The sequence below is a fragment of the Brevibacillus migulae genome (genome assembly GCF_004521915.1).
In the GTDB taxonomy this organism is placed as follows: domain Bacteria; phylum Bacillota; class Bacilli; order Brevibacillales; family Brevibacillaceae; genus Brevibacillus_F; species Brevibacillus_F migulae.
The window spans coordinates 1-24,801 of the sequence record NZ_SDKD01000017.1 but is presented as its reverse complement, the minus strand read 5'-3'; the positions used below and the strand labels follow the sequence as shown (position 1 = coordinate 24,801).

24 protein-coding genes are annotated in these 24,801 nt (G+C 45.1%); 6 read left to right on the top strand and 18 right to left on the bottom strand.

Going from position 1 to position 24,801, the window contains the following annotated elements; all coding sequences use genetic code 11:
- Nucleotides 1-7: 7 nt before the first annotated feature.
- The 10 genes from hslV to EIZ37_RS18080 form a co-directional block, all read right to left on the bottom strand.
- Nucleotides 8-553 (bottom strand): ATP-dependent protease subunit HslV, encoded by a 546-nt coding sequence (gene hslV, locus EIZ37_RS18125; RefSeq protein WP_134686189.1) that lies wholly within the window; start codon nucleotides 551-553, stop codon nucleotides 8-10.
- A 4-nt stretch (nucleotides 554-557) separates the two neighbouring features.
- Nucleotides 558-1,487 (bottom strand): tyrosine recombinase XerC, encoded by a 930-nt coding sequence (gene xerC, locus EIZ37_RS18120; RefSeq protein WP_134686188.1) that lies wholly within the window; start codon nucleotides 1,485-1,487, stop codon nucleotides 558-560.
- 70 nt (nucleotides 1,488-1,557) lie between these two features.
- A complete protein-coding gene (gene trmFO, locus EIZ37_RS18115) occupies nucleotides 1,558-2,865 on the bottom strand; it encodes an FADH(2)-oxidizing methylenetetrahydrofolate--tRNA-(uracil(54)-C(5))-methyltransferase TrmFO (protein WP_134686187.1) in 1,308 nt (435 codons plus the stop codon).
- A 20-nt stretch (nucleotides 2,866-2,885) separates the two neighbouring features.
- Entirely contained in the window at nucleotides 2,886-4,964 is a 2,079-nt protein-coding gene (gene topA / locus EIZ37_RS18110; RefSeq protein WP_134686186.1) for a type I DNA topoisomerase, read from the bottom strand.
- Between the two features lie 83 nt (nucleotides 4,965-5,047).
- Nucleotides 5,048-6,163, bottom strand: a complete 1,116-nt coding sequence (dprA, locus tag EIZ37_RS18105) for a DNA-processing protein DprA (RefSeq protein ID WP_134686185.1) — start codon at nucleotides 6,161-6,163, stop codon at nucleotides 5,048-5,050.
- A 104-nt stretch (nucleotides 6,164-6,267) separates the two neighbouring features.
- Nucleotides 6,268-7,179, bottom strand: coding sequence for a succinate--CoA ligase subunit alpha (sucD, locus tag EIZ37_RS18100; RefSeq protein ID WP_134686184.1), 912 nt, complete (start codon nucleotides 7,177-7,179; stop codon nucleotides 6,268-6,270).
- A gap of 46 nt (nucleotides 7,180-7,225) precedes the next feature.
- On the bottom strand, nucleotides 7,226-8,386 hold the full coding sequence (gene sucC / locus EIZ37_RS18095; protein WP_134686183.1) for an ADP-forming succinate--CoA ligase subunit beta: 1,161 nt from the start codon (nucleotides 8,384-8,386) through the stop codon (nucleotides 7,226-7,228).
- A gap of 210 nt (nucleotides 8,387-8,596) precedes the next feature.
- Nucleotides 8,597-9,616, bottom strand: coding sequence for a hypothetical protein (locus EIZ37_RS18090; protein ID WP_134686182.1), 1,020 nt, complete (start codon nucleotides 9,614-9,616; stop codon nucleotides 8,597-8,599).
- A 414-nt stretch (nucleotides 9,617-10,030) separates the two neighbouring features.
- Nucleotides 10,031-10,360: an SCP2 sterol-binding domain-containing protein gene (locus EIZ37_RS18085; protein WP_134686181.1), complete on the bottom strand. Its 330-nt coding sequence runs from the start codon at nucleotides 10,358-10,360 to the stop codon at nucleotides 10,031-10,033.
- 17 nt (nucleotides 10,361-10,377) lie between these two features.
- The gene (locus EIZ37_RS18080) at nucleotides 10,378-10,695 is read right to left on the bottom strand and encodes a YbjQ family protein (protein WP_134686180.1); all 318 of its coding nucleotides are present in this window, start codon (nucleotides 10,693-10,695) and stop codon (nucleotides 10,378-10,380) included.
- 159 nt (nucleotides 10,696-10,854) lie between these two features.
- On the opposite strand from EIZ37_RS18080, the gene EIZ37_RS18075 reads away from it, so the two are divergent.
- Entirely contained in the window at nucleotides 10,855-11,175 is a 321-nt protein-coding gene (locus tag EIZ37_RS18075; protein ID WP_134686179.1) for a DUF3846 domain-containing protein, read from the top strand.
- 77 nt (nucleotides 11,176-11,252) lie between these two features.
- Here the strand turns inward: EIZ37_RS18075 and EIZ37_RS26065 are convergent, their stop codons facing one another.
- On the bottom strand, nucleotides 11,253-11,420 hold the full coding sequence (locus tag EIZ37_RS26065) for a hypothetical protein (RefSeq protein WP_167568985.1): 168 nt from the start codon (nucleotides 11,418-11,420) through the stop codon (nucleotides 11,253-11,255).
- Nucleotides 11,421-11,546: 126 nt separating this feature from the next.
- Between EIZ37_RS26065 and EIZ37_RS18070 the strand changes: the two genes are divergently transcribed.
- From EIZ37_RS18070 to EIZ37_RS26060, 3 genes are all read left to right on the top strand, one after another.
- On the top strand, nucleotides 11,547-11,906 hold the full coding sequence (locus EIZ37_RS18070; RefSeq protein WP_134686178.1) for an MmcQ/YjbR family DNA-binding protein: 360 nt from the start codon (nucleotides 11,547-11,549) through the stop codon (nucleotides 11,904-11,906).
- Between the two features lie 114 nt (nucleotides 11,907-12,020).
- Nucleotides 12,021-12,248, top strand: a complete 228-nt coding sequence (locus tag EIZ37_RS18065) for a hypothetical protein (RefSeq protein WP_134686177.1) — start codon at nucleotides 12,021-12,023, stop codon at nucleotides 12,246-12,248.
- Between the two features lie 352 nt (nucleotides 12,249-12,600).
- Nucleotides 12,601-12,768 (top strand): hypothetical protein, encoded by a 168-nt coding sequence (locus tag EIZ37_RS26060; RefSeq protein WP_167568982.1) that lies wholly within the window; start codon nucleotides 12,601-12,603, stop codon nucleotides 12,766-12,768.
- A gap of 86 nt (nucleotides 12,769-12,854) precedes the next feature.
- Here the strand turns inward: EIZ37_RS26060 and EIZ37_RS18060 are convergent, their stop codons facing one another.
- The 4 genes from EIZ37_RS18060 to EIZ37_RS18045 are packed head-to-tail and all read right to left on the bottom strand — an operon-like array spanning nucleotide 12,855 to nucleotide 17,761.
- Nucleotides 12,855-13,955 carry a GerAB/ArcD/ProY family transporter gene (locus EIZ37_RS18060; protein ID WP_167568979.1) on the bottom strand — a complete coding sequence of 367 codons (1,101 nt, stop codon included), beginning with the start codon at nucleotides 13,953-13,955 and terminating at the stop codon, nucleotides 12,855-12,857.
- A 20-nt stretch (nucleotides 13,956-13,975) separates the two neighbouring features.
- The gene (locus EIZ37_RS18055; protein ID WP_134686175.1) at nucleotides 13,976-15,133 is read right to left on the bottom strand and encodes a Ger(x)C family spore germination protein; all 1,158 of its coding nucleotides are present in this window, start codon (nucleotides 15,131-15,133) and stop codon (nucleotides 13,976-13,978) included.
- Nucleotides 15,120-16,220, bottom strand: a complete 1,101-nt coding sequence (locus EIZ37_RS18050) for a GerAB/ArcD/ProY family transporter (RefSeq protein ID WP_167568977.1) — start codon at nucleotides 16,218-16,220, stop codon at nucleotides 15,120-15,122. Before EIZ37_RS18050 ends, EIZ37_RS18055 begins: the two co-directional genes overlap by 14 nt.
- Nucleotides 16,221-16,255: 35 nt before the next feature.
- Nucleotides 16,256-17,761 (bottom strand): spore germination protein, encoded by a 1,506-nt coding sequence (locus EIZ37_RS18045; RefSeq protein WP_134686173.1) that lies wholly within the window; start codon nucleotides 17,759-17,761, stop codon nucleotides 16,256-16,258.
- Nucleotides 17,762-18,132: 371 nt separating this feature from the next.
- Here EIZ37_RS18045 and EIZ37_RS18040 point away from each other — a divergent pair, with 371 nt between their 5' ends.
- Together EIZ37_RS18040 and EIZ37_RS18035 are read left to right on the top strand one after the other, a co-directional pair.
- The gene (locus EIZ37_RS18040; RefSeq protein WP_235828095.1) at nucleotides 18,133-19,227 is read left to right on the top strand and encodes a polysaccharide deacetylase family protein; all 1,095 of its coding nucleotides are present in this window, start codon (nucleotides 18,133-18,135) and stop codon (nucleotides 19,225-19,227) included.
- A 124-nt stretch (nucleotides 19,228-19,351) separates the two neighbouring features.
- The gene (locus tag EIZ37_RS18035) at nucleotides 19,352-20,047 is read left to right on the top strand and encodes a hypothetical protein (RefSeq protein ID WP_134686171.1); all 696 of its coding nucleotides are present in this window, start codon (nucleotides 19,352-19,354) and stop codon (nucleotides 20,045-20,047) included.
- A gap of 184 nt (nucleotides 20,048-20,231) precedes the next feature.
- Here the strand turns inward: EIZ37_RS18035 and EIZ37_RS18030 are convergent, their stop codons facing one another.
- The 3 genes from EIZ37_RS18030 to EIZ37_RS18020 all read right to left on the bottom strand — a co-directional run bounded on the left by EIZ37_RS18030 (nucleotide 20,232) and on the right by EIZ37_RS18020 (nucleotide 24,180).
- Entirely contained in the window at nucleotides 20,232-20,819 is a 588-nt protein-coding gene (locus EIZ37_RS18030; RefSeq protein WP_134686170.1) for a PsbP-related protein, read from the bottom strand.
- A 34-nt stretch (nucleotides 20,820-20,853) separates the two neighbouring features.
- Complete coding sequence (locus EIZ37_RS18025; protein WP_134686169.1) at nucleotides 20,854-22,299, bottom strand: hypothetical protein; 1,446 nt, start codon at nucleotides 22,297-22,299, stop codon at nucleotides 20,854-20,856.
- A 330-nt stretch (nucleotides 22,300-22,629) separates the two neighbouring features.
- Complete coding sequence (locus EIZ37_RS18020) at nucleotides 22,630-24,180, bottom strand: YifB family Mg chelatase-like AAA ATPase (protein WP_134686168.1); 1,551 nt, start codon at nucleotides 24,178-24,180, stop codon at nucleotides 22,630-22,632.
- Nucleotides 24,181-24,801 lie beyond the last annotated feature (621 nt).

The following is a 24,801-nucleotide window of genomic DNA, read 5'->3' as shown; positions in this document are numbered from 1 at the left end:
TCCCAGCTTATCTATTCAACTCTTCTACCACTAAATTCGTATTCGTAAACACACAAATTTCTCCGGCCGTCAGCAAGGCAGCTTCAGCGATTTCTTTTGCGCTCATATGAGGAGCATGCTTTTTGAGAGCTCTGCCTGCAGCCAGAGCGAAACTTCCGCCTGAACCGATCGCTAGGATGCCGTCATCCGGCTCGATAATTTCACCATTACCCGAGATCAAGAGCAGATGCTCCCGATTCATGACGATCATCATGGCTTCCAAGCGACGCAGCACACGATCCGAGCGCCATTCCTTGGCAAGCTCTACTGCTGCACGCTGCAGGTTGCCATGGTATTCTTCCAGTTTCCCCTCGAATTTTTCGAAGAGCGTAATGGCATCCGCAACCGAACCGGCAAATCCGGCAACTACTTCTCCCCGGTACAACCGGCGCACTTTCTTTGCCCCATTTTTCATGACCATGCTGTTTCCGAAGGTTACTTGGCCATCTCCAGCCATCGCTGCTCCACCCTGATGATGAATGGCAAATATCGTGGTTGCATGAAATTGTTCCATACGATTATTTCACCTCCCGGGTCGTACGCGCTCGCGGATGCGCGGAATCGTACACATTTCTCAATCGCTCTTTGGTCACATGCGTATATACCTGAGTAGTCGATATGTTGACATGACCCAGCAATTCCTGGACGGTCCGCAAATCGGCTCCGGCGTTCAACATGTGCGTGGCAAAGGTATGACGGAACGTATGCGGCGTGATGCCTGCTGATAGCGCGGCTTCTTCCACATATTTATCGACCACTCGCCGAACACTCCGATCCGATAATGGTTCCCCACGGTAATTCAAGAGCAGATGACCCGCGTCTTTCTTTCCGTTCAACAGTTTCGTTCTACCTACATCTAGGTATTTCCTGATTGCTTCAATCGCATAACTTCCGATCGGGACATATCGTTCCTTTGCCCCTTTTCCGAATACCAGAGCAACTCCTACGGAAAGATTGATGGCATCTACCGAAAGCGTGACAAGCTCGCTTACACGGATTCCGCTTGCATAGAGAAGCTCGAAAATCATTCGATCCCTTTGTCCCAAAGGGGTGGAATCGTCAGGCATCTCAAGCAAACGCTGAATCTCCTGCGGGTATAAAAAGGAAGGAAGCTTTTTTTCCCTTTTTGGCGTTGACACTGACTGAAACGGATTCTCCTCCTGATAGCCTTCCCTCATTAAAAATCGGTAAAAGCTGCGCAGGCTAGACAACTTCCGTGCAATGCTTCTCCGTGACAATCCACGTTTCGTCAAATGAGCAAGGAAGGAGCGCCCATCTAAATAAGAAACAGCAGCAAATGCAGAGATTTGGTGCTGTTCCATAAAGGCGACAAATTCGTGGATATCTGCAACATATTGGTCTTGCGTATAACGCGAAGCATTCTTCTCCACTTTCAGATATCGAGAAAAAAGTTCAATCAGTGTGGATGTTTGTTGCGAAATGTCCATCTCAGATGCACTCTCCCAAAGGCAACTTAATAGTAACACAATGGAATTTTGATTATCAACTAAAATTGTGTCATTTCCGTGTAAAATTCTGAATTGTGTCTAATGCCCGCTGAGCGATTTGCTCATTCTTTTCTTTTTTGTTGCGAATCCGCGTAGGAAGCTCAGGCAATAGACCGAAGTTTGCGTTCATTGGCTGAAAATGCTTGGCATCAGTTGTCGTGATGTAATGAGCCATACTGCCGATCACGGTTTCAGGCGGGAAACGCAAAGGCTCTTCTCCTTTGAAAAGCCTTGCCGCATTCAATCCGGCGACCAAGCCAGATGCCGCCGACTCCACATACCCTTCGACTCCGGTCATCTGTCCCGCAAAGAAAAGCGTCTCGCGGTCGCGATACTGGTACGTAGGATGCAACAGCTTCGGCGAGTTGATGAACGTATTGCGGTGCATCACCCCGTAGCGGACGATCTCTACATTTTCGAGCCCCGGGATCAAGGAGAATACCCGCTTTTGATCCGGCCATTTCAAATGCGTCTGGAAACCAACGATGTTGTACAAGGTGGCGGCACTGTTGTCTTGACGCAGCTGCACCACTGCATACGGCTGCTTTCCGGTCCGCGGATCTGTCAACCCCACTGGCTTCAGCGGCCCAAATGTCATGGTTTGACGGCCGCGCTTGGCCATCACTTCAATCGGCATGCACCCTTCAAAAAAGATTTCCTTTTCAAACTCCTTCAGGGGTACGGTCTCCGCGGAAATGAGCGCTTCATAAAAACGGTCAAATTCCTCTTCATTCATCGGGCAGTTCAGGTAGGCCGCCTCACCCTTGTCATAGCGCGATGCCACAAAGACCTTTTCCATATCAAGTGAATCTTTCTCCACGATAGGAGCGGCGGCATCATAAAAATAGAGATACTCTTCTCCGGTCAAGGCTTTCAAGCGTTCCGACAGAGCCGGGGAAGTCAACGGACCAGTCGCAATCACCACGATGCCTTCTGGAATCTCCGTGATTTCCTCCGTCATGATCTCAATCAGCGGATGATTACGGATAGTATCAGTCACATAGCCAGCAAACTCATGGCGATCTACAGCCAATGCGCCGCCTGCAGGTACGGCGCATTTATCAGCTGCAGTGATAATGACCGAATCCAACCGTCTCATTTCTTCCTTCAAAACGCCCACTGCATTGGTCAGAGAATTGGCACGAAGGGAGTTGCTGCAAACCAATTCAGCGAATTTATCGGTGTGGTGAGCGGGTGTCTGTTGTTTCGGCCGCATTTCATATAATTTGACAGGTACGCCTGACTGGGCGATTTGCCAAGCGGCTTCACTTCCAGCCAGACCAGCTCCCACTACTGTTACATACGTTTGTTGGGTCATGATGGTTTCCTCCAAAACACTTAGGAATCTGCTTCTTCCTGATAATCACACGCTGTGCAGGCGATGCTGACACCTTGTTTTTTGCGTTTCTTCTCGACCAGCAGTTGTCCACATTTCGGGCATGGACGGGCAATCGGCTTATCCCAGGAGACATATTCGCATTCCGGATAGCGGTTGCAACCATAGAAGATACGGCTTTTTTTGCTTTTTCGTTCGATGATCGAGCCAATCTTGCACGATGGGCAAGCCACACCGATTTCCTTTACAATCGGCTTCGTGTTGCGGCAGTCCGGGAAACCCGAGCATGCGAGGAATTTTCCAAAACGCCCCATCTTGTAAACCATGTGTCTCCCGCAAAGCTCACAATTCTCATCGGCGATCTCGTCTTTGATCTCGATTTCTTCCATTTTTTCTTCGGCAACTTTTAAACGCTTGGCAAATTCCGGATAAAAATGGTCAAGTACCTTCACCCATTCGATCACGCCTTCTTCGATTTCATCCAACTCGGATTCCATCTGAGACGTAAATTCGATATCCAGAATCTCCGGGAAAAATTCCTCCATTAATGAGATCACGATCTCGCCCAATTCCGTCGGCACAAATCGTTTTTCTTCCAAAGCGACATAGCCGCGTTTTTGAATCGTTTCCAAGGTTGGCGCATAGGTAGACGGCCTGCCTATTCCGCCTTCTTCTAATGTCTTGATCAGCCGCGCTTCCGAATATCGCGGAGGAGGCTGTGTAAAGTGCTGATTGGGCTCGATGCTTTGCTCAACGAGGATTTGGCCCTCCTCGATCGGCGGCAAAAAAGACTCGTCTTCATTGCCACTATCATCATTCCCCTCAATATAGACCTTCATGAAGCCGGGGAACTTTACTTTCGAACCGGATGCCCGGAACAGTACACCGTTTATATCAATGTCTACACTCATTGTATCCAGGATTGCCGATGCCATCTGGCTGGCCAGAAAACGCTCCCAGATGAGACGATACAACCGGAGCTGATCGCGGGACAAAAATTCTTTGATTGAATCAGGCGTACGCATCACCGACGTCGGACGAATCGCTTCATGCGCATCCTGTGCTCGCTCATTTTTGGCTGGATCACGGGCTTCAGCAAGCACGTATTCTGGACCAAACTGTTCCAAAATATATTCCTTCGCCTCTGTTTGGGCAGTTACCGAAATGCGCGTCGAGTCTGTACGCATATAGGTGATCAAACCCACGGTACCTTCTTTGCCAAGATCGATCCCCTCATACAGCTGCTGAGCGATCATCATGGTCTTGGCCGTACGAAAGTTGAGCTTACGTGCTGCTTCCTGCTGCAGCGAACTGGTAATAAACGGCTGCGCTGGGTTACGCTTGCGCTCCCGCTTTTGAACCTTTTTCACCACATAAGACTGACCTTTGATTTGTTCGAGGATCTTATTGACTTCTTCCTCCGAATGAAGCTCGACCTTTTCATCTCCCACTCCGTGGAATCTTGCTTCAAATGCTTTCCCATCGGAAAGAAGCTTGCTGGTGATTGTCCAGTATTCTTCCGGAACAAAATTACGAATTTCATTTTCACGATCGATGATCATTTTTACCGTGACGGATTGGACACGGCCGGCGCTAAGCCCTTTCCGTACTTTTTTCCACAGCAACGGACTAATGTTGTACCCCACAAGGCGGTCGAGAATCCGCCTCGCCTGCTGGGCATTCACCAAGTCCATATTGATATGGCGCGGGTGCTTAAATGCTTCTTTGATCGCGTCCTTCGTAATCTCGTTAAACACAACGCGGATGGGTTGGTCCAAATCCAGATTGAGGTACTGCGCCAAATGCCAAGCAATCGCTTCTCCTTCGCGGTCCGGGTCGGCTGCGAGATAGACTTTCTTCACTTTTTTCGCAGCATCCTTGAGCGACTTTAACACATCGCCCTTTCCACGAATGGTTATATATTTGGGATCATAAGAACGCGTAACGTCAACGCCCATTTGACTTTTTGGGAGGTCTCTGACATGACCCATGGAGGCTTTGACGATATATTTACTTCCTAGATATTTTCCTATCGTTTTCGCTTTCGCCGGGGATTCGACAATTACGAGGGTATCAGCCATTTTTTTCCTCCCCCTTGAGGTAATAATCTCCCCTATTATTGATGATGCTTTTCCATTTGTCAAACACGACGTATTCGCAAACCCTACTTACGACGCGTGTAGAAGCCTCCTGGCATGCTGGCGATGTATCCTTTTCCTTCCAATTGAATCAGATCCACGTCTATTGTCCTACGCATGGATGATTCAAGAGACGCAAATAGTTCGTCCCAAAGAATCGGATCATATCCAATCCGTTCCAGCAAGGCGCTTTCGCTCGGAGAAAGCGATACAGGAGCTTCCTCAGACACCGGATCTTGAGCGGCACCCGGGATCATATGTGCAATCTCTTCATAAATATCCTGCCACCCTGTTACTAGCTTTGCTCCTTCTTTGATCAAGTTATGCGGACCTGCACTTAGCTGTGAAAAGACCGGGCCCGGCACCGCGAATACTTCCCGACCTTGCTCCAGCGCAAACTGGGCCGTAATCAACGATCCGCTCTTCACCGCAGCTTCCACGACAACCACGCCTAATGAAAGCCCGCTAATAATGCGATTCCGCTCCGGAAAATAACCGGGAACCGGTGGCGCTCCGGGAGGATACTCAGAAAGAAGCAGCCCTTTCTCCTCGACCTCCTGGTAAAGTGTCCGATGCATTGACGGATAAATCTGATCGATGCCACAACCCAATACGCCGATCGTAGGGGCACCCATGCGCAAAGCTGTGCGATGAGCTTCCGCATCGACCCCATAAGCCATCCCCGAAGCGATGACCATTCCGGCTTCTGCGAGCTGTTTGCTGATGGCTGCACACGTGTCCTTTCCATAGACAGTCGGTTTTCGAGAACCGACGATTGCAATGATCGGTTGATGCAAGTACGCCAGGTTCCCACGATAATACAAGATCAATGGCGGATCGGGAATCTGCCGCAGCCATTCAGGATACTCTCGATCAAGGATGGTGATGAACGAGACGGACCCATTGCTTCTTTCGACTTTATCCTTCTCCACTTGCTCCGGTGTCAAGTGCTTACCTACCAGCTGTCGTATTTTATCGGAAAAGGGAAACTCCTGAAGATCGCTGTTTCGACAAAGCTCGGAAATGGCGGAAAAGCTCTTCCGCTGTTCATATAGCATAATGATGCTTTTTCTCCCTAATCCCGGGATTTTACTGAGCGAATACAACCAATCCCGCTCCTCCAGCCCACTCCACTTCCCCATTTTTTCCACCTCTGTCCTTTTTCTTCTATTATATAAACAGTAAGTGGGGGGAAACAAAAAAGAAGAGAGCGCCCTTGGGACACCCTCTTCCTTTTTTTCAGTTATTACTTCACAGGAGCTGTGATCACTTTTTCCAGCATTCCTTTTTCTTTCAGTACCTCTACCAGTGTTTCACCGATAACGGCTGGAGTTTTCGCAACACGAATGCCGCACTCTTCCATTTTCTTGATTTTTTCAGCAGCTGTTCCTTTACCGCCGGAAATGATGGCACCTGCGTGGCCCATGCGTTTTCCTGGAGGTGCAGTTTGACCGCCAATGAAGCCAATCACTGGTTTTTTCATGTTGGCAGCTACCCATTCAGCCGCTTCCTCTTCCGCAGTACCACCGATCTCACCGATCATGATAACCGCTTCTGTATCTGGGTCTTCGTTGAAGAGACGGAGAACATCGATGAACTCCAGACCTTTAACCGGGTCCCCACCGATCCCTACTGCGGAGGACTGGCCGATACCGCGAGTGGATGTTTGATGTACCGCTTCATAAGTCAATGTACCAGAGCGGGAAACGATACCCACTTTACCTGGAGTATGGATGTAGCCTGGCATGATCCCGATTTTGCACTCGCCTGGAGTGATTACGCCCGGGCAGTTAGGCCCTACAAGCAGAGTCTTTTTGCCTTCCATGTAGCGTTTCACTTTCACCATGTCGAGAACCGGAATGCCCTCTGTGATACAAATCACCAGGTCAAGTTCAGCATCTACCGCTTCCATGATGGCTTCCGCAGCACCTGCAGGCGGTACGTAGATCACAGAAGCATTTGCTCCTGTTTTTGCTACTGCTTCCGCTACGGTGTTAAATACAGGAATACCGTCTACTTCTGTTCCGCCTTTGCCAGGAGAAGTCCCCCCAACAATTTGCGTTCCGTATTCAACCGCTTGGCGAGTATGGAACAGAGCCGTTTTACCAGTGATCCCTTGCGTAATGACTTTTGTATTTTTATTTACAAGAATACTCATCGCGTTTTACCCCACCTTTTTTCCGTGTCGCTTTAATCAAACGGGTTTATTTCACGAGCGAAACGATTTTCTCTGCACCGTCAGCCATCGATTCAGCAGCAACGATATTGAGACCGGATTCGTTCAGGATTTTCTTACCGAGTTCAACGTTGGTTCCTTCCAGACGAACAACCAGCGGGCGATCCAGCTGTACTTGTTTAGCTGCAGCGACAACACCGTTTGCGATAATGTCGCATTTCATGATACCGCCGAAGATGTTCACGAAGATCCCTTTTACTTTTGGATCTTTCAAAATGATTTTGAAAGCCTCGGTAACTTTTTCTTCCGTTGCACCGCCGCCAACATCGAGGAAGTTCGCAGGATCTCCGCCGTAGAACTTCACGATATCCATGGTAGCCATAGCCAGACCAGCACCGTTTACCATGCAACCGATGTTCCCATCAAGAGCGATATAGGAAAGATCGAACTTGGAAGCTTCGATTTCTTTTTCATCTTCTTCATCCAAATCGCGGAGAGCCAGGATTTCAGGATGACGATACAGCGCGTTGCTGTCGAAGTTCAACTTGGCATCAAGCGCCATAACTTCCCCGTCACCGGTAACAACCAATGGGTTGATTTCCGCGATGGAAGCGTCTTTGTCGATAAAAGCTTGGTACAGGCCTTGCATGAACCCAACAGCCTTGTTTACCAATTCTTTTGGAATGTTGATTGCAAACGCAATGCGACGAGCTTGGAAGCCAGTCAAGCCAACAACCGGATCGATTACTTCTTTGACGATTTTTTCCGGGCTATGTTCAGCTACTTCTTCAATCTCGGTACCACCCTCTTCGGAAGCCATCATGACGACGCGTCCAGTAGAGCGGTCCACAACGAGACCTACGTAGTATTCCTTCTTGATATCGCATCCTTGTTCGATCAACAGGCGCTTCACTTCTTTTCCTTCAGGTCCGGTTTGGTGAGTTACCAATACCTTGCCGAGGATTTGCTCCGCGTATGTACGAACCTCGTCTTGATTTTTTGCCACTTTCACGCCGCCCGCTTTACCACGGCCACCCGCGTGAATTTGCGCTTTTACTACGACAACAGGGGTACCCAGCTCTTTCGCTGCAGCTACCGCTTCATCAACGGTAAACGCAACGCGTCCTTCTGGCACCTTTACCCCATACTGCTTAAGTATCTCTTTGCCTTGATACTCGTGAATGTTCATTCTCCATCCTCCTATGGCAGTAAAAAAGATAGGCAGTCATTAGCCCAACAAGATTTATTCTCGTTAGAATTTGCAAATCCTGCCGAAACTATCGTGCAACGTTTACTATTCTACGACAAAAATCGGAAAAGTGGTAGTCATTCCCGATACTCTCCTTTAGCCTCACCAAAAGTTCCTATGCTCATGAACCCAATTTCGTTCATTTTCTGCTCATTTGAGCAAGCTTTCTATGGTTTTTCCTATGTCGTGCAGCTGATAAACGTGATCATACAAAACAAAATGATGATCATAGACGATAATTGTTTGCTTTTTTTCCCCGCTGCTCACATAAAAGCGAAATCGTTCTGCACCTGGTTGTGTTGGCTTCACTGCAAGTGGAATCCCGTCCAGGAATACCCGGACCATCTGATGGGTGTAGGTTTTCTTGTCAGGAGTTTTCTCCATATCCCAAATGACAGCATGGTGGAGGTCCCCTTCTCGTATGATTTCCCAAAGGTTCGATTGGAACAACAATTCCATTTGGAAACCTGTAAGTATTTGCGGGGATAGCCACTCCGCCACTCGGTCATGCACGGTTTTTGGCATTTCATAGTAAAAAATATCGCTGCCAAAATTGACTGCAGCCAACGTTGGCGTCAGGATACGAACCTCCGTGATTCGGTCTTCGTAATGAAGCTTCAGACGATAGTCGGGATATAACGGATAGACTCGTGATTCCTCGCTTGCATGGTATACAGCCCTTTGTAAAAGTGGTTCGAGCTCATTTCGTTGCTGGAATTCAAGCATTCTTTCCCGATTGAGATCTTCAGCACGGATTTCACCCTCCTGCAGTCTGGAGGAAAAAAGCGATTCGGCCGTAAGTTTGCGGATCCATCGATAAAAATTTTTGGCGCCTTCCCCTATATAAGTGGTATTTCCAAATTGGGACGCATTTTTTCCGACTTGAATCACAAGTGGCGATTCACTTCTTCGGTGGACGAGCAATGTATACATCATTTCATCGCGATGAAATTCCTCATCGGATGGCTCAAGATGGAGCCCTTGCCTTTTTAATTCTCCCAAAAAAATGGCCAAGGGAAGCTCTATTTCTTGCCCATCCAATGAAAGGACGGAGACGCGATCAATTTCTTCGAGGTTACGATCAAATCGGCTATGCTGGGATGCTGTTGCACATGAAGTCAACAGCAAGCATCCAATCATCAGTGCTACGTACTTTTGCATGAGAGGCATTATGAGTGTTCCTCCTCACTTTTACTCATCTGCGGGGAAGAGTTTTCAGCCTGTCTTCTATCGAGATTCCCATACAGGTATGTATCATTTGTTAAGAAATCATTTAATAAAGTTAATTAAAATTCCGATACAATAATAGACGTTCGTATTTCTTTTTCTCGGTCTCATTTGGACCGAGTTTTTTTTGTCTATTTTTCCTTTTCCATTTTTTTCAATTTCCTATATACTTGGATTATGAGGGAACGGAGGGATCAATCGATGGACAAAATCATTCATCTTTCGGAAGTACTAGACTATCCGCGGGAGCTTTCCTTTCACTTGAAAAAGTATATCGCCAATCAGCCAATCGTTAAATGCTGTGAGTAGCTTCGGGAAATAAACAGCGGCAGTAAAAACTTGCCGCTGTTATCTGTATTATTGATATTTTTGCAAAACGCCATGCAATTTTAAAGCAAGACCGAGATCGCCTTTTACTTTGAGTTTCCCCATCATAAAAGCTGTCGTCGGATTCAAGTCACCGCTAACCAGCTTTAAGAAATTTGCGTCCGACAGCGTCAGTGTACATATCGGCTCATCCGCTGCACCTTCTCCATAGGAGACAGCCTTCTCTGTAAAGGCAACCTGATAAATGCCCCCATCATCCCCACTCAGATCAAACTGAAACACACCGCGAAGGCTGCCAATTCCCTCTGGATTCCCATTGATTTTATCCGCTAATGCAGCGAGTACTTCCTTTACGCCCATGCACAGGTTCCTCCCATTTATGCTTTCAATTTTACCGCAGTCCCTGTAGCCACACAGATCATCATGCCTTCACGGAGGGTTTCAAAGTCTAGATCAACACCGATCACCGCATCTGCCCCTAAGCGGACGGCTTTATTTTTCATTTCTTCAATCGCTAGATCTCGGCCCTCAGCCAGCTTGCTTTCGTAAGCCCCGCTTCGTCCTCCGATAATATCCGTAATACCTGCCAGAAAATCACGAACCACGTTGGCACCCAGGATTACCTCTCCGGAAACGATTCCCAAATAGGTATCAATCTCTTTCCCCTGAAGGGTACTGGTCGTCGTTACAATCATGTCTAAAACCTCCCTCGTATGTATGCGCTGCTATCCTCATTATGGCGGATAACCTAAGAAGTTACAAAAGGAAATCTTGATCGTTCGTTAAGGAAGAACACCAATGGATACATTATCACCTATACGGTTCCGCATAATCAAAACGGAGGGATCCCACCCATGCCAAAAATGTTGATCGCATATCCAGGAGAGCCACTGAAAATAATGGAAACGGCAATGCAGAAAGATCAGCTGCAGGAGTTGGTTGGCGGTCCTTTGGAATGTCTTCAGCTTGGAAACGGACTGATCCTGTATGCCAATCAAAATAGCAACGAGAAGGATCTCCCCTTGAATACGCACTTTTCCCAAGGGATGATCAAAGGTCCGTTTGTAATTACCAAAATGAACAATGAGGGTAAATATGTTGGACTGGATGAAAATGATCTACTTACTTTGCGTTCCTCCGTCTTGCGCGATAAAGCCGAACTCACTCATTCTTAAGCAACAGCGCCCTCTCCCGCTATCTGGCAGAGGGCAGCCTAATTCCCCAAAAGTTGCCTGTCCCTACACAAGGTTCCCTATCCTAGTTCATTTACTTTTTCGCCTTGCTTTTCCGGTTCCACGGTGCCATTCCCTGCATATTTGCTTAAGCTATTTGTTTTTTTGGAAAGCGAATATCCATGCATATTGCTTCCGTCATACCCCATTTCCGGCCTTTTGCTCTTATCTTCATTCCCGAGAGACATGTTCTTCACCTCCTGCAGCTATTGTTCCCAAACGCAAAAAAATGAGTTGTATTTCAAAAGTGGCTACTCCTATGATGGAAGGAAGAAAATATCGCGATCAGTGCTAAAAAGTCGGGAGGATTAGTCATGGATTTTCAAGGAATTCGTCAGACTTGTCTAGAGAAAAAAGGAAGCAGGGAAGACTTTCCATTTGGAGCAGATATTCATGTGTTTAAAGTAGGCGAGAAAATGTTTGCGCTGTTAGCAGAACGAGAAGGCTCATTACAGCTGAGTCTGAAATGTGAACCGGAGCTGGCGGAATTATACCGGAAGCAATACCCTGCTGTTACACCTGGATACCATCTGAATAAAAGGCACTGGAATACCGTTACATTGGATGGAAGCGTGCCAGATGGCGAAATTTTGGGCATGATTGAATTGTCGTATCGCTTGGTATTCAAGGGATTAAGAAAAATAGAACGAGAACAGATTTCCTCCTCCTTCTAACAGCACTTACTCAATCCCAAGACTGCTCCCTGCACGGATTATCTCCACTCCTCTTTCCTTTGTTATGAAGACAAAGTTGGGAATACTGAGGAAAAGGGGAGGTCGAGGTTTACCGTGGAAAATAATCGCGCAAAAAAAACGATGCTTTTTTGGATATTCACGGGAGTGGTCGCCATTGTTTCTTCCCAAATTCCGCTCTACTTGCGCCAGCAAAGCAAGCAACCAGAAGAATCAGTGCATCAAATCGAGCAGCCGCAAAAACAAAAAGGAAAATGGTGGTTGATCGCAATCGCGGCCGTCTTATTCGTACTGGCGGTGTGGATGTTTCGGCATAGACGTTAAGACTTACATCCAACATTTGGCTATTACACTTTTTTTGTAAATTACCGAATACAATAATAGACAACAATTTCTAGTTATGTTGTCCTTGGGGATGAAAGGCGGCCAATAATGAAGATGGTTGTCTTTCTTTTTTTTCCTCAAGAACCTGAGACAGCCTAATGACTCTTCAATCGAATTCGATTAGAATGAGTATATTCGTTTTACGAATTACTATCCCTAAACCGTTATTTGCCCATGACCTTTGGTTATGGGTTTTTTTTTGCGTGTCCAGCTCCGCTCCTGAATCCATTTCCAGGCGGATACTCTTACATAGAGATGTGCAAATTATATGTGTTGAGGAGGTGACCAGTTCATGGCAAAACAGGATGAGCGAAAAACCCCCGCGGCAATGACTGTGAATCAAGCAGCTGAAGCTGTACAGAAGACCTCGCCCGAGTCGTCTTCTGCCATTGCTCGGGAGCAAAATCAAATGTTTTCTCCTCCGGGAGAGCGTGCTTCTATGAAGAATTCCGTTGAGTAACCAACAGCCTTCACCGATCGGGTGGAGGCTCCATTTCATATAGATGAAAAAGTTGATTTTGCTTTCTCCTACTTTTACTTCCGTTATCAGACATTTTGCCCTCTCCAGCTTTTCAATTTTGCGATAAGCAACAGCAGCACCGGTACAATGCCCGAGATAAAAATGGCGATATACCCATTGATGTCCCCAAGCGAAAACACGCCATTGATATTTTTTGGATAAAAGGCGACCCAATAGATCAAAGGGATGACAATAAAATAGCAGTACTTGATCTTGATCGAAAACAGTTGGCTAATGCCCAAGCTGGAAAAATAGTGGGAAACAACAAGGGTTGTATACATCTCGATCACCCATATCACAATAAAAAACAGTTCAAAATTCGAAAAGAATGCGCCAGGGATTTCAATACTGCGTATGACTTCAATGGTTGGCCAGGTTAACGTTCTCACCACTTCCGATGATAGATTCCCAATCACGATGACAAGAACGGTCACGTAGACCAATATGGTAATCGAATTGCTGGCAACCACAGCTTTCACCGCTTTTTTCGGTTCATTCATGATCGGGGTAAAAAACAATATGATTTCAAACCCATATAAAGGAAGAGATGCCGCTTTCAACCCCAACAGGACAGGCAGTACTCCTTCACTCAGAACAGGGCGAAAATTCTCGATCTGAAAATCTTGCAAACAGAGAACCATGACAAGGAAAAACACGAAAGTCGAAAGCGGGAATAGCAGTTCAAATAAACGAAACATGGGGTTCATTCCCCCTAATACCAAATAGGTGCTCACCGCTAAAAAACAAATAGCCGTAAATGCAATTGGGGTATCGTCCAATAAATAATGCCTGACTACCTCCGCCTGAATACGAACCTGATAAGCGCCAGTCATCATGAGCGAAAAGATGTAGATGAGATTGACCAAAAATCCGATTGGTTTTCCCACGAGCTTGGGGCTGATTTCGTAATAATTGCTTGTTGGAAAACGAAGGCTTAATTTTGCGCATACGACTCCAAGGCAAGTGCTGATCACCCCACCAAGAAATATGCTGATCCACGCATCAGGCGTTCCGATCGCATCGCTTGCAACTCTTGGGAGAATGACGATTTCCGAGCCGAGTACGAAAGTCGCTATCCCAATGACCGCTTGAGAGGTTGTGATTTTCTCATCCTGCCTTAGCTCCAACTGGCTTCCCTCCCATGCTCCTATCTCTTCGGCAGCTTGTTTCCTTTACCGCCGAATTCAAGAATCTTTACTTCTGCTTGAACTTCGATTGGAATTTTGCTGAACTCCGTGTCCCAATTCGTTTTTAGCTTTTTCCAGGTAGGATAATCGTCAATCCGAAGCTGTGTGCGAAAACCGAATACGTCTGCTTTCAACTTTTTCTGCATTTTGTTTAGTACGCTGGTTGTTTGCTTCTTAAGCTCGGCTGTCAGTTGTTTTTCAACGGTCCGTATATAGTTATTTTCAAATGAATTCTCTGTTAACGACCAATCTTCCAGTAAGTATCCTTCCGTGTAGACTTTCACCAGAAAAGAGAGGTCTCCATTTTTCCTGGAAACGACGATTTTTCGTTTTATGTTTTGGTTGTTGTACACAATCGGTTTTTTCGTTTTTTCATCAAGGACCTTGATAACTCCGCCTTCCTTTCCTTTTCGCTGATTGACAAGAAAGTTCGCCCAGTTCATTTCCTCATCAGTAAGCCAGCCGATCAGTTTTCTTTCTTTGCCGCTAATGACTGCAGCACCTGCCATTTTTAGCCCCTGTTGGAGAGGAACCACCGACTGGACAAGAAAGCTCATTTCATCTGTCATTTTTATGCCCATCTCCCCAAGTGTGACGAATCGCGGCATTTTTTTGGTTTCTCGGATATTCTGCGTCATGCCCCACAATTCCACTGCGGGTATCGTCCTTTTTTCCAGTTTTGATGTTAGTATTTTCTCGGCTTTGCCTTTGGCAATGATAATCTGAATGGTTCGTCTCAACTCATGGTGGCGTAAAAACCAGTTGGTGATTTCCATCAAATTGGTGGTAGCAGCCACTTCTTCGCCAATCACGATCACTTTGAGATGGGTGTAATACGGGGAGTTGTCCGTCAGATTGGAAACATTCTTTACCGTTTCCATCATGGCACCACCGGTTGTTTTGATGTTGTAGTAATTACTGACCCCAGGTTCTTCTTTTGTCCCCTCAATGGTATTCACAAATTGGTTAGTCAGGATGATCTCGCCTTTTTTCTTCCCTTTATCAATGGCGAGCCCCACCACCATCCCCATGTCCTCGATCTCTCTACGATCCCAACATCCGGTGAGAAAGAGCAGCTGAAGACAAACAAGAACAACCATCCACTTATTTTTCAACACGCGATCCGTCCTTTAGATAGGAAATGATGAGGAGAATCAACGGGATGGCTCCGGCAAACACCATCGCCAAATAGCCAACGATATCACCCAATTGAAAGGCTTCATCCAAGTTGCTGGGATAGAAAGAAAGAAAATAAACCACCGGAAAAAAACCATAGTGAAAATACTTGATAGGGGTACGAAACAACTGATTCATCCCTAAGCTGGCGAGAAAATAAAAAACGACAAACGTCGTAAACATTTCAATGACCCATACCGTGATAAACAGAATCTCAAAATTGGTGAAAAAAGCGCCCGGGAATTCAATGCTTCGAATCACTTCAATGGTGGGCCATGTTAATGTTTTGACCGCTTGGACAGACAAGGTGCCGATGACGATTAATAACGTGCATAAGTAGATCATGATCGGGATGGCAATTCCTACAACGACTGCCTTGCTTGCATCTCGAGAAGTACGCATAAAAGCGGTAAAAAATAAAATCGTTTCAAAGCCGATAAAAGGTGTGGCAGTCGAATGGAGCCCTTTTAAAACCGGACTTATCCCCTCACTCAGCAAGGGCCGAAGATTCTCCAGTTCAAAATTCCGGTATCCGAGAAGCATAACCACAAACAGGACGATTGTGGTTACGGGAAGCAGTAGCTCCAATAACCTTACAATGGGATTGAGCCCGCCTAAGACGAGGTACACGCTGATCAGCATAAAACAGAAAGTGGTAAATTCGATGGGTGTCCTTTGCAGCAAATAATGTCTCACCACTTCCGCATTCATCCGCAGTTCATAGGTTGCAACCAGGAGGCAGTAGATGACAAAACAGATAGTAAGCACGCTCCCGATCAGCTTCCCGGTTACTTGCGAACTGTAATCGTAGAAGGTAAGGCCGGGATAGCGCTGGCAGAGCTTCGCACAAACGATTCCCAGAGCTATGCAGATGGTTCCTCCAAAGAGAAGGCTCATCCACACATCCGGTGTACCAATTGCTTCACCCGCCGACCGCGGAAGCGTAACGATTCCTGCTCCAAAGATCGTGGATGCAACTCCCGACGCTACTTGCGCCGTTGTAAATTTCTCAGAAAAATGATTCTCCAATACCAACCACTTCCCTAATCTTGGGGTAACTACTGCTAGGATTGCCTTTTCTGATTTTTGGCCCTTAAAAAATGAGGTCGCCTTTTCATCATGAAAATCGGAAGTCGTAGAAAGGTGTCCTTCCAATCGCTCGATTTGCTATGGACAAACGCACCCATATAGTTCACACCAAAACTTTTCAGCTTGACCACATGGCTGCAGATCAACAGCAGCGCCAAAACCATTCCGTATAGCCCAAGTACAGACGCCGCCACCATCATCGTAAAGCGAAGGATACGAATCGCAATCGCTACGCTGTAACTGGGAATCGCGAATGAAGAAATCGCCGTGAAAGAGACAATAATCACCATGATAGGGCTCACTATCCCTGCTTGTACCGCTGATTGCCCGATTACCAAACCACCCACGATGCCAACCGCCTGACCGATTGGTTTTGGGAGGCGAATCCCTGCTTCGCGCAGCACTTCGATGGTGATCTCCATCAACAGCGCTTCAATGATCGTAGGAAATGGCACCCCTTCCCGGCTGGATGTGATGGATATCGCCAGTTTGGAGGGAATCAACCCTTGATGATAAGAGACAAGTGCGATGTAGAGCGACGGTAGGAATAAACCAGCGATTACCAGCAAATAACGCAGCATGCGGATTAGAGACCCAACGAACCAGCGATCATAGTAATCCTCAGGCGCTTGCAGCAGCATGGGAAAAGTTACCGGGGCGAGCAGTACGAACGGTGTCCCATCCAATAAAATGGCCACGCGCCCTTCCAGAAGAGAGGCTATCACTTTGTCGATACGCTCGGTATTTTGAATTTGCGGAAAGGGGGACCATGGGTTATCTTCAATCAGTTGTTCAATAAAACCTGACTCAGGTGCATCATCTATATCGATGAGCTCAATCCTGCGCTGCACTTCTTTCACCAGAAGCGGATTGGTGATGTTGCTTAAGTAGACAATGACAAGGTTTCGCCTTGTTTGTCTGCCAATATGATAATTAATCATGGAAAAATCGGGATTACGAATTCTTCTTCGCAGCAACGACACATTGGTTTCTAAATCCTCAACAAACCCTTCGCGCGGACCTCTTACCACCGATTCGGTTACCGGCTCCTCGATGCTGCGCGTTTTCCAGCTACAGGTTCCAAGGAGGATTGCCTCCTCCATTCCCTCTGTAAACAAAGCGGTTTGCCCGGATAGGATCTCATCGATACACTCTGCCAACGTGCGCACTGCATTCATTCTTCCGAGCTGGATGATTTGCTGCAAACGTTCTTTTGGATTTGTGCCCTGATCAGCAGCAGCCGATTGATGTGGAGTATGTGCTTGTCCTTGTTGTAAGGCTCGAATCACTTGATTATTGATCGTACCTTTGTCTACCAAGCAATGAATATAGATAATCATCACTTGCGTTCCCATCGCATCTGAATAAAAGTCACGTACTACGACGTCGCTGTTGTGACCGATCCTGTTCATGATCATGTCTCGGTTTGAAAGGAGATTTCCCGTGAAAGATTGCTCGGATAGCTGGGACTGCTTACTCATGCTGACCAATCTCCCTCTGGCTTCGATGACTTTCTGTATTTTTTTCCAGAAAGGAGGATTGTATGCATAAGCGAAGCTTAGCAAAACAGCGCTTAGCATCGGAGGAATAATCGTTCGTGCACCAACAACCCGCTGTCTTTATGGCATACCTCTGTTTGACTGTGAACTCCTCTTTCATTTTGTTTCTTGCAAAATGATTCCCTCATCAAGCGTTGTCTCTGCGCGACATGCCCTCAATTTTCATTGCTTCTTTATAAGGCTTAATCGAATAGGAAATGTTGTTCCCGGCTGTGCATGACCATTTGGTAAGAAACGATCGGCTTCGCTTTTACGTCAAACTGTGTGAAGGTTTTGACGAAAAGGGGATAATCATGCGGAAAATGGTCGTAACGGGATTTATCGCTGTCATGGCATTGTGCAATGTTGCTTCTCATGTTCACGGGCAAAATATACAGGAGACGAGGCTCCTCGTGAATCGGGCGACCGAGAACGTTCAACAGGAGCTCGTGCCTTATAAAGGTGCGGTAGAACACATCTTTTTTCATCCGCTGATCGCCTATCCGGAACGCGCGTTTGACGGCGACCGGATGGCCAAGGGCTACAACGATTGGTTTGTCACGACAAAGGAATTCAACAAAATCATCGAGACGCTGTACCAGCGCGATTATATCTTGGTAGACATCCAATCGCTCTTCGAAGAAAAGATCAACAACGAAAAAATAGAAGTCGTCAACAAAACACTGCTTCTTCCGAAAGGGAAAAAGCCATTAGTCATTTCGATCGATGACCTGAATTATTACGATTACATGCTCGCCAATGGCAATGTCTCTAAACTGATCCTTGATCAGAAAGGCAATGTGGCGACCTATTCGGTGGACAGTAAAGGAAAGGGGGTCGTTTCCTATGAGAACGAGATCATTCCCCTATTGGACCGATTTGTCGAGCAGCACCCTGACTTTTCCCATCAGGGCGCAAAAGCGACTATTGCTTTGACGGGCTATCAAGGAATTCTCGGATACCGTACCAATCTGCTTGGATCGCCGCAGTACGCGGCAGAAAAAGAAAAAGCATTGGCCGTTGTCCGCAGACTGAAGGAAACAGGCTGGTCATTTGCTTCCCATGGATACGGACATCTGGATGCGCGAAAGGTCAGCCTGAAACGTCTGATGGATGATACCGAGCAATGGAAACGGGAAGTGGAAACCTTGATTGGCCACACGCCAGTCTACATTTATCCGTACGGCAGCCGTGTCGACACAGATAGCGACAAATATCGGTATTTAGTGAAAGCTGGATTCACGGCACTCTGTTCAGTTGGCCCTGCTCCATACAGCAAGTACAAACAAGATTCGTTTATGATGGACCGGCGCCATATCGACGGGATCGCTCTGCAGACGCAAAGAGACAAGCTGCTGCCCCTTTTCGATGCTGCTGAGGTCATCGATCCGGTGAGGGCGCAACCGTAAAGGGTTAGCCCCTTGAGTATACTGGTATATAATGGGATTGAAGCCAATAGAGCCGACAAAAATCATACTTAATGTTATACTTTTTCATATTTAGGATTATTTTAAAATTTTGGAGTGATACATATTGAAGAAAAAGTCTACCCTCGCCTTACTCCTAGCTTCAACGTTTTTGGGTGGTAGTATAGTTGGAGTTTCTGCACAGACATCACTGAAAGAGATCAAAGCTTTTTTAGATCCTACACTTAAGCTCAATCTGAATGGTGAGGACATTAGATTTCATCCCAATATTCCTCCAATTAAGTACAACAATCAAATTTATCTTCCTGCTAATACTATATTAGAAACCTTTGGGCTAAACTCATCTACCAAATATGATCCGAATTCTAACACTTTGAGTATTGGTGGCCCACGTTATGTTGATGTTTCAACAAAAACTGGCTTTTATCAAATTATTACAAATGGTAACTGGAGACCATCCTATCAAACAAGAACCAAACAAAGATACAGCAATTGGTATAAAGGGGTACAACTTGAGGTAACAACCGATGAAAATACAGATTTGAACACTTTTATGGGAAAGTACATTGCTGAGAAATCAAAACTTGATGGAGAGTTTTCAAAGGAGCCAGTCGATGTAACATATGCCGATAGAAAGGCAAAAGTAGTTGAATGTGAATTGCCTGATGCCTTCGTTAAAACAGCATTGATTCAAAATGGGTCAGACTTTATTGTCATTGAGTTCTTCATTGACAAAACTAAATTAAACCCTCAAGAATTAATAGAATTTGATCAAATACTCAGTACGTTTAATATCCAATAAAACCAAAGAGCTCTTCCTCGTCAAGAGAAAAGAGCTCTTTGGTTTACTTATTTGCAATACCCTCGTTATCTCACTCGAATTAAGATCTATCCTTGGTTGCCCCCATTAAATAATGCTGTTTCTTTTGATCTCGCTAATATAAAGAAATATCCCGTCCACAATACGCGACAGGATTTTTCTATCCCTATTTTGAGTCCACTATTGTAAAGGAAGTAAGCATTTGATTAAAGACATCCCAATACTGTTTTTCGTTACTCATAGGGACAGATACCCCTAAAACATAGGCTGATTTTTTGTTCAATATATAAATCGTATTCACCTTATAATCGTGCCCGTTCACATTCCCTTTTACTACCACTTCTAACGCAGGATATATATTTACTTTCCTGCTATTCGTACTTTCTATTTGTAAGTTAGGTGATTTTTCAACCATAGATTTTACTATTTCTTCTTTGTATTCCTCAATTGGTTTGTTTGCTTCAAATGGAAGTTCAACCTTTTGAATATAAATATTTTCCAACGGTAAGTCTTGCATGTTTTCCCTTGCAGAAAGGAATTGAACACCATTATCGTCGCTCTTAACTGACCAATTATTTGGGTAATTAATAGAAAAGTTATTTTTGGTGTCTACATAGTTTTTAAAAGTGAGACCATTACTTTCGCACCCGAATAATAGAAATACGATAATTAGTGAACTTAACAAAATAGAAAGTCTATGATGCATTTTTTCAAATCCTTTCATAAATAGAGCAATAAGTGATAAAAATTTCATTTAGTAACTACTATTCTAAATGTGTGATGACCTATTATAACAACGTTCCACCTTGAGATCTAGCTCTATTCGCATCATCGTGGGCTTTATCTTTTACTTTTTGTCTTTCGACTGGATCCTTAATATTATCTGCATCTTTCCATCGTTCTTTTGCTTCCCTAATCCTGTCATTTAGTTCTTTCACTTTGTCAACTTTATCTTCCTTGCCAAGAGTTCCTCCTCTTTCACGAGCTTCTTTGGCCTCCTTCTCTGCTGCTTTTTTTCCCTCTATATCATTAGCTTTATCAGCTTCTAACCACTTTTCTTTCGCTTCTTTTATTTTTTGATTTTCCTTCGCAATATTTTCTATTGCCTTATCAACTTTTCCTTTGTCTTTACTTGATAAGTCTCCGTATCCCGTTTGTTTATCACGATCTATATATTCCTTGATCTCTTTCCCAACTTCTTTAATGCGTTTATTCTCTAGCTCAGCTGCATCAGCAACTTTTCCGGAAATACCCAATTTTGCATCTACTACACTTGTCGCATATGCGACTCCTCCAGCAACGAGACCGACTCCACCTGTACTCAGTCCCGTTCCGGTTAACAATGCTGCTGTTCCTGCATAACCTGCTCCTTGCATTGCCATACTGGTTCCAGCTTCTGTAACTGCTTGGGGAATAGATTTGGTAACTGTTCCGGTTACTGGCTTACCTTGGGAAAGATTTTGTGAAATACTATACGAAACATCTACTGAAGTTGCTATTAAATTACCATATGTACCCACTTTGGGTACACTTGGAGAATTGCCCAAAATTGTTTTACCAACTTGTTCTGCTACTTTTGTACCCAATCCACCTATTTGTCCTCCAATAGCTGCTTCGCCCATTGCTTGAGGCAATGTTTTTTCATTAGGCTTACTTGAGTTAGTGGTCACTGGCTTATTTACTGTCGAATTTCCTCCCCCAGTAGTAACTTTAGTTTTTTCCTTATCATTTTTTTCAACGTTTTTATTGATTTCTTTTTTTATCCAGCTTGTATCTAATGCTGCATCTATTGGTGATGAAAGTTTGGGCTGTGTTTTACTACCGCCAACTCCTGCTCCTATCTCGACTTGCATAAGCTTTAGCTTTGAATGATCCGTTTGTTGTGATACTTCCGTAGTTGTCTTAGTAATATTGGAACTATTCGTACTAGTTGTTGTTGTTATTGTGCTGCTTGCAGAGCTATTACTACTTGTAGAACTATTAGATGTTTTCTTACTCTGTTCTAGTGCTTTTCTAGCTGCATCACTAATTTCAACTTTATCTACAACTGCGACAGATTTTGTGGTTGTTGTTTTTGATGTGTTTGTTTCAACTTGAGATGTGCTACTTGTTTTTGATGTACTTGCTTTTTTTGTTTCAGCTTGAAGTTTTGCTTGCTGAGCCGCCTGTGCTATTGCCTTGTCTAATCTTGCATCTCTTCTGTCTTCATTACGTTCACTACGAGATACTGCCATTCCCTTTACCCCCACATTATGGAATATAATTAGTACATTTTCATAATACTATCGACCCATTTTTTAACATAGAATTAAAAAACGTCATTTATTTACATAGTTCGACATTAATATTCACCCATTTCTTCATAGAATTAAGCCTCTTAATTTCGACAAATATTTACAGGGTTAGATTTGTGAAGTTTTGTTCACATATTTTCTCATAAACAAAAAAGCACCTTAAAATGGTGCTTTTACAAAGAAAATGAATTCATATGGAGTTTAAGATAGACTAACGAAATAGCACTACATACGCAATTTTCTGGTTACTACTTTAAATCTACATCTATTCTAAAGTTCACGATCCAAAGCCCGGTAGCGTATCGCTTCTGCCACATGAGAAGCTTCGACCTGTTCAGACTTTTCCAAGTCAGCCACTGTTCGAGCCACTTTCAATATTCGATCATAAGCACGCGCACTTAGCCCCATCTTTTCGAAGGCTAAACGGAGCATGTCCCGAGCGTCCTTTCCCAGTCGGATATACGAACGAATATCCCGCCCGTTCATGCCACTGTTAAAGGGATGATGGGGACGATGTGAAAAACGTTTTTCTTGTATCGTTTTTGCCTGCTCAATGCGCATCCTGATTGCGCTCGACGATTCTTCCTCGATTCGCCGATCCATATCCTCTACAGAGACCCTTGGCACCTCCAGATGGATGTCGATACGGTCTAGCAATGGCCCGGAAAGGCGCGATCGGTATTTTTGAACCTGCTGCGGAGTGCAGGAGCATTCTTTTTGCTCACGAGTCCCAAAGTACCCGCACGGACAAGGGTTCATCGATCCGACCAATAGGAAACGTGCGGGGTACGTGAAAACTTGTTTGGAACGCCCGATGGTTAACTGCCCGGATTCAATCGGCTGCCGCAATACTTCCAGGACGTATCGCGAAAATTCGGGCATTTCATCCAGAAACAGAATGCCTCCATGGGCAAGGCTGCACTCTCCTGGACGCGGGATTTGATTCCCTCCTCCGACCAACGCTGCCTGTGTAACCGTATGATGCGGCGCTCGAAAAGGCCGTTCCTGGATCAGGCCGCTTCTCCGAGTCAGATGACCAGCAATACTGTAAATCTTTGTGACTTCATATGCCTCTTCCATGCTCATTTCCGGCATAATGGTAGGAAGGCAATTGGCGAGCATTGTCTTTCCGGAGCCTGGGGGCCCAACCAACAGTACGTTATGAAACCCGGCAGCAGCTACCTCCAGTCCTCGCTTCACATGGGCTTGTCCGTATACATGTGAAAAATCGTATGACTTTGGCGTTTCCCCTGCAACCTCTGCCAGACTGATTTTGTGTGCGCGTATTTGACTACTTTCTACGCATTCAACGAGCTTTTCTTCCTTCCATACCCGGACAATGTCATGTAACGATGCTGCAGGCAGGATGTGTAAATCGACAAGCGAGGCTTCTTCACGATTGGCTTCGGGAAGAATGACATGGGTATAGCCTTGTTTTTTGGCCTGCAAAAGAATTGGCAATACGCCTGTAACCGGACGCAATGTGCCGTCCAATGCCATTTCCCCTAGAAATAAAATCTTCTCCTCGCGTTGCTTGATTTGCTGGGAAGCGAGCAAGATACCCATTGCAATGGAGAGGTCAAACCCCGATCCTTCCTTCCGTAAATCTGCTGGGGCCAGATTGACCGTTATTCTTTGCATTGGAAAATCATAGCCGCTGTTGCGCAGTGCCGCTCGGACGCGATCCCGTGCTTCCTTTATGGCGGATCCGCCGAGGCCGACTATTTCAAATTGGGGCAAACCATTTGCAATATCTACTTCTACCGTTACTAGTAGACCGTCTATTCCATATACCGTTCCTGAAAATGTTTGTGCGTACACGTTCCTTCACTCCTTTTCTGTATCGTAGGAAAAGACACAGGAGTGATGCAAATATTTATTAGTGAGTTTAACTTTTGTTTGCTATTTGAGATTGAACTTCTGGTGAAACAAAATTGGTTTTTTAAAGCTCCATTTCCTCTCTTTTTTCACTTTGGTCATTTTTAACTCAACACATTCAGTTCCAGCCCATTTACTGTACTTACTAAATTTAAGGATTTTATGATCTTTAGATCGTTATGAGGAAATCAAGAACCAAACTGAGATTAACCTAAGTTATATCCACACCCCTTCCCTACAAATAAAAATAAAAACTGAATAGTATTCACAATCGACTAACGGTCTTAATCACAACCTTCAGATGGATGATGTAATTTTTTTGGAATAATGATCTAATCATAAAGTAACTTTCAGCTGCTTTAGATATATGAAATTTCTGAAGTATTTGGCGGAGCTTGAGAATAGGAAATGACAAAGATACATCATTAAAAAGATGTCTCTTTGTCAAACCCTGTTTCTTTTCATATAAGAGGAAAAACCAGGGTAATTGACAATAACTTATTTCGTTTCAATTACGATAATCTGTCAACATCAATCTAAAATTCCTCAAAATCATCAATTGAA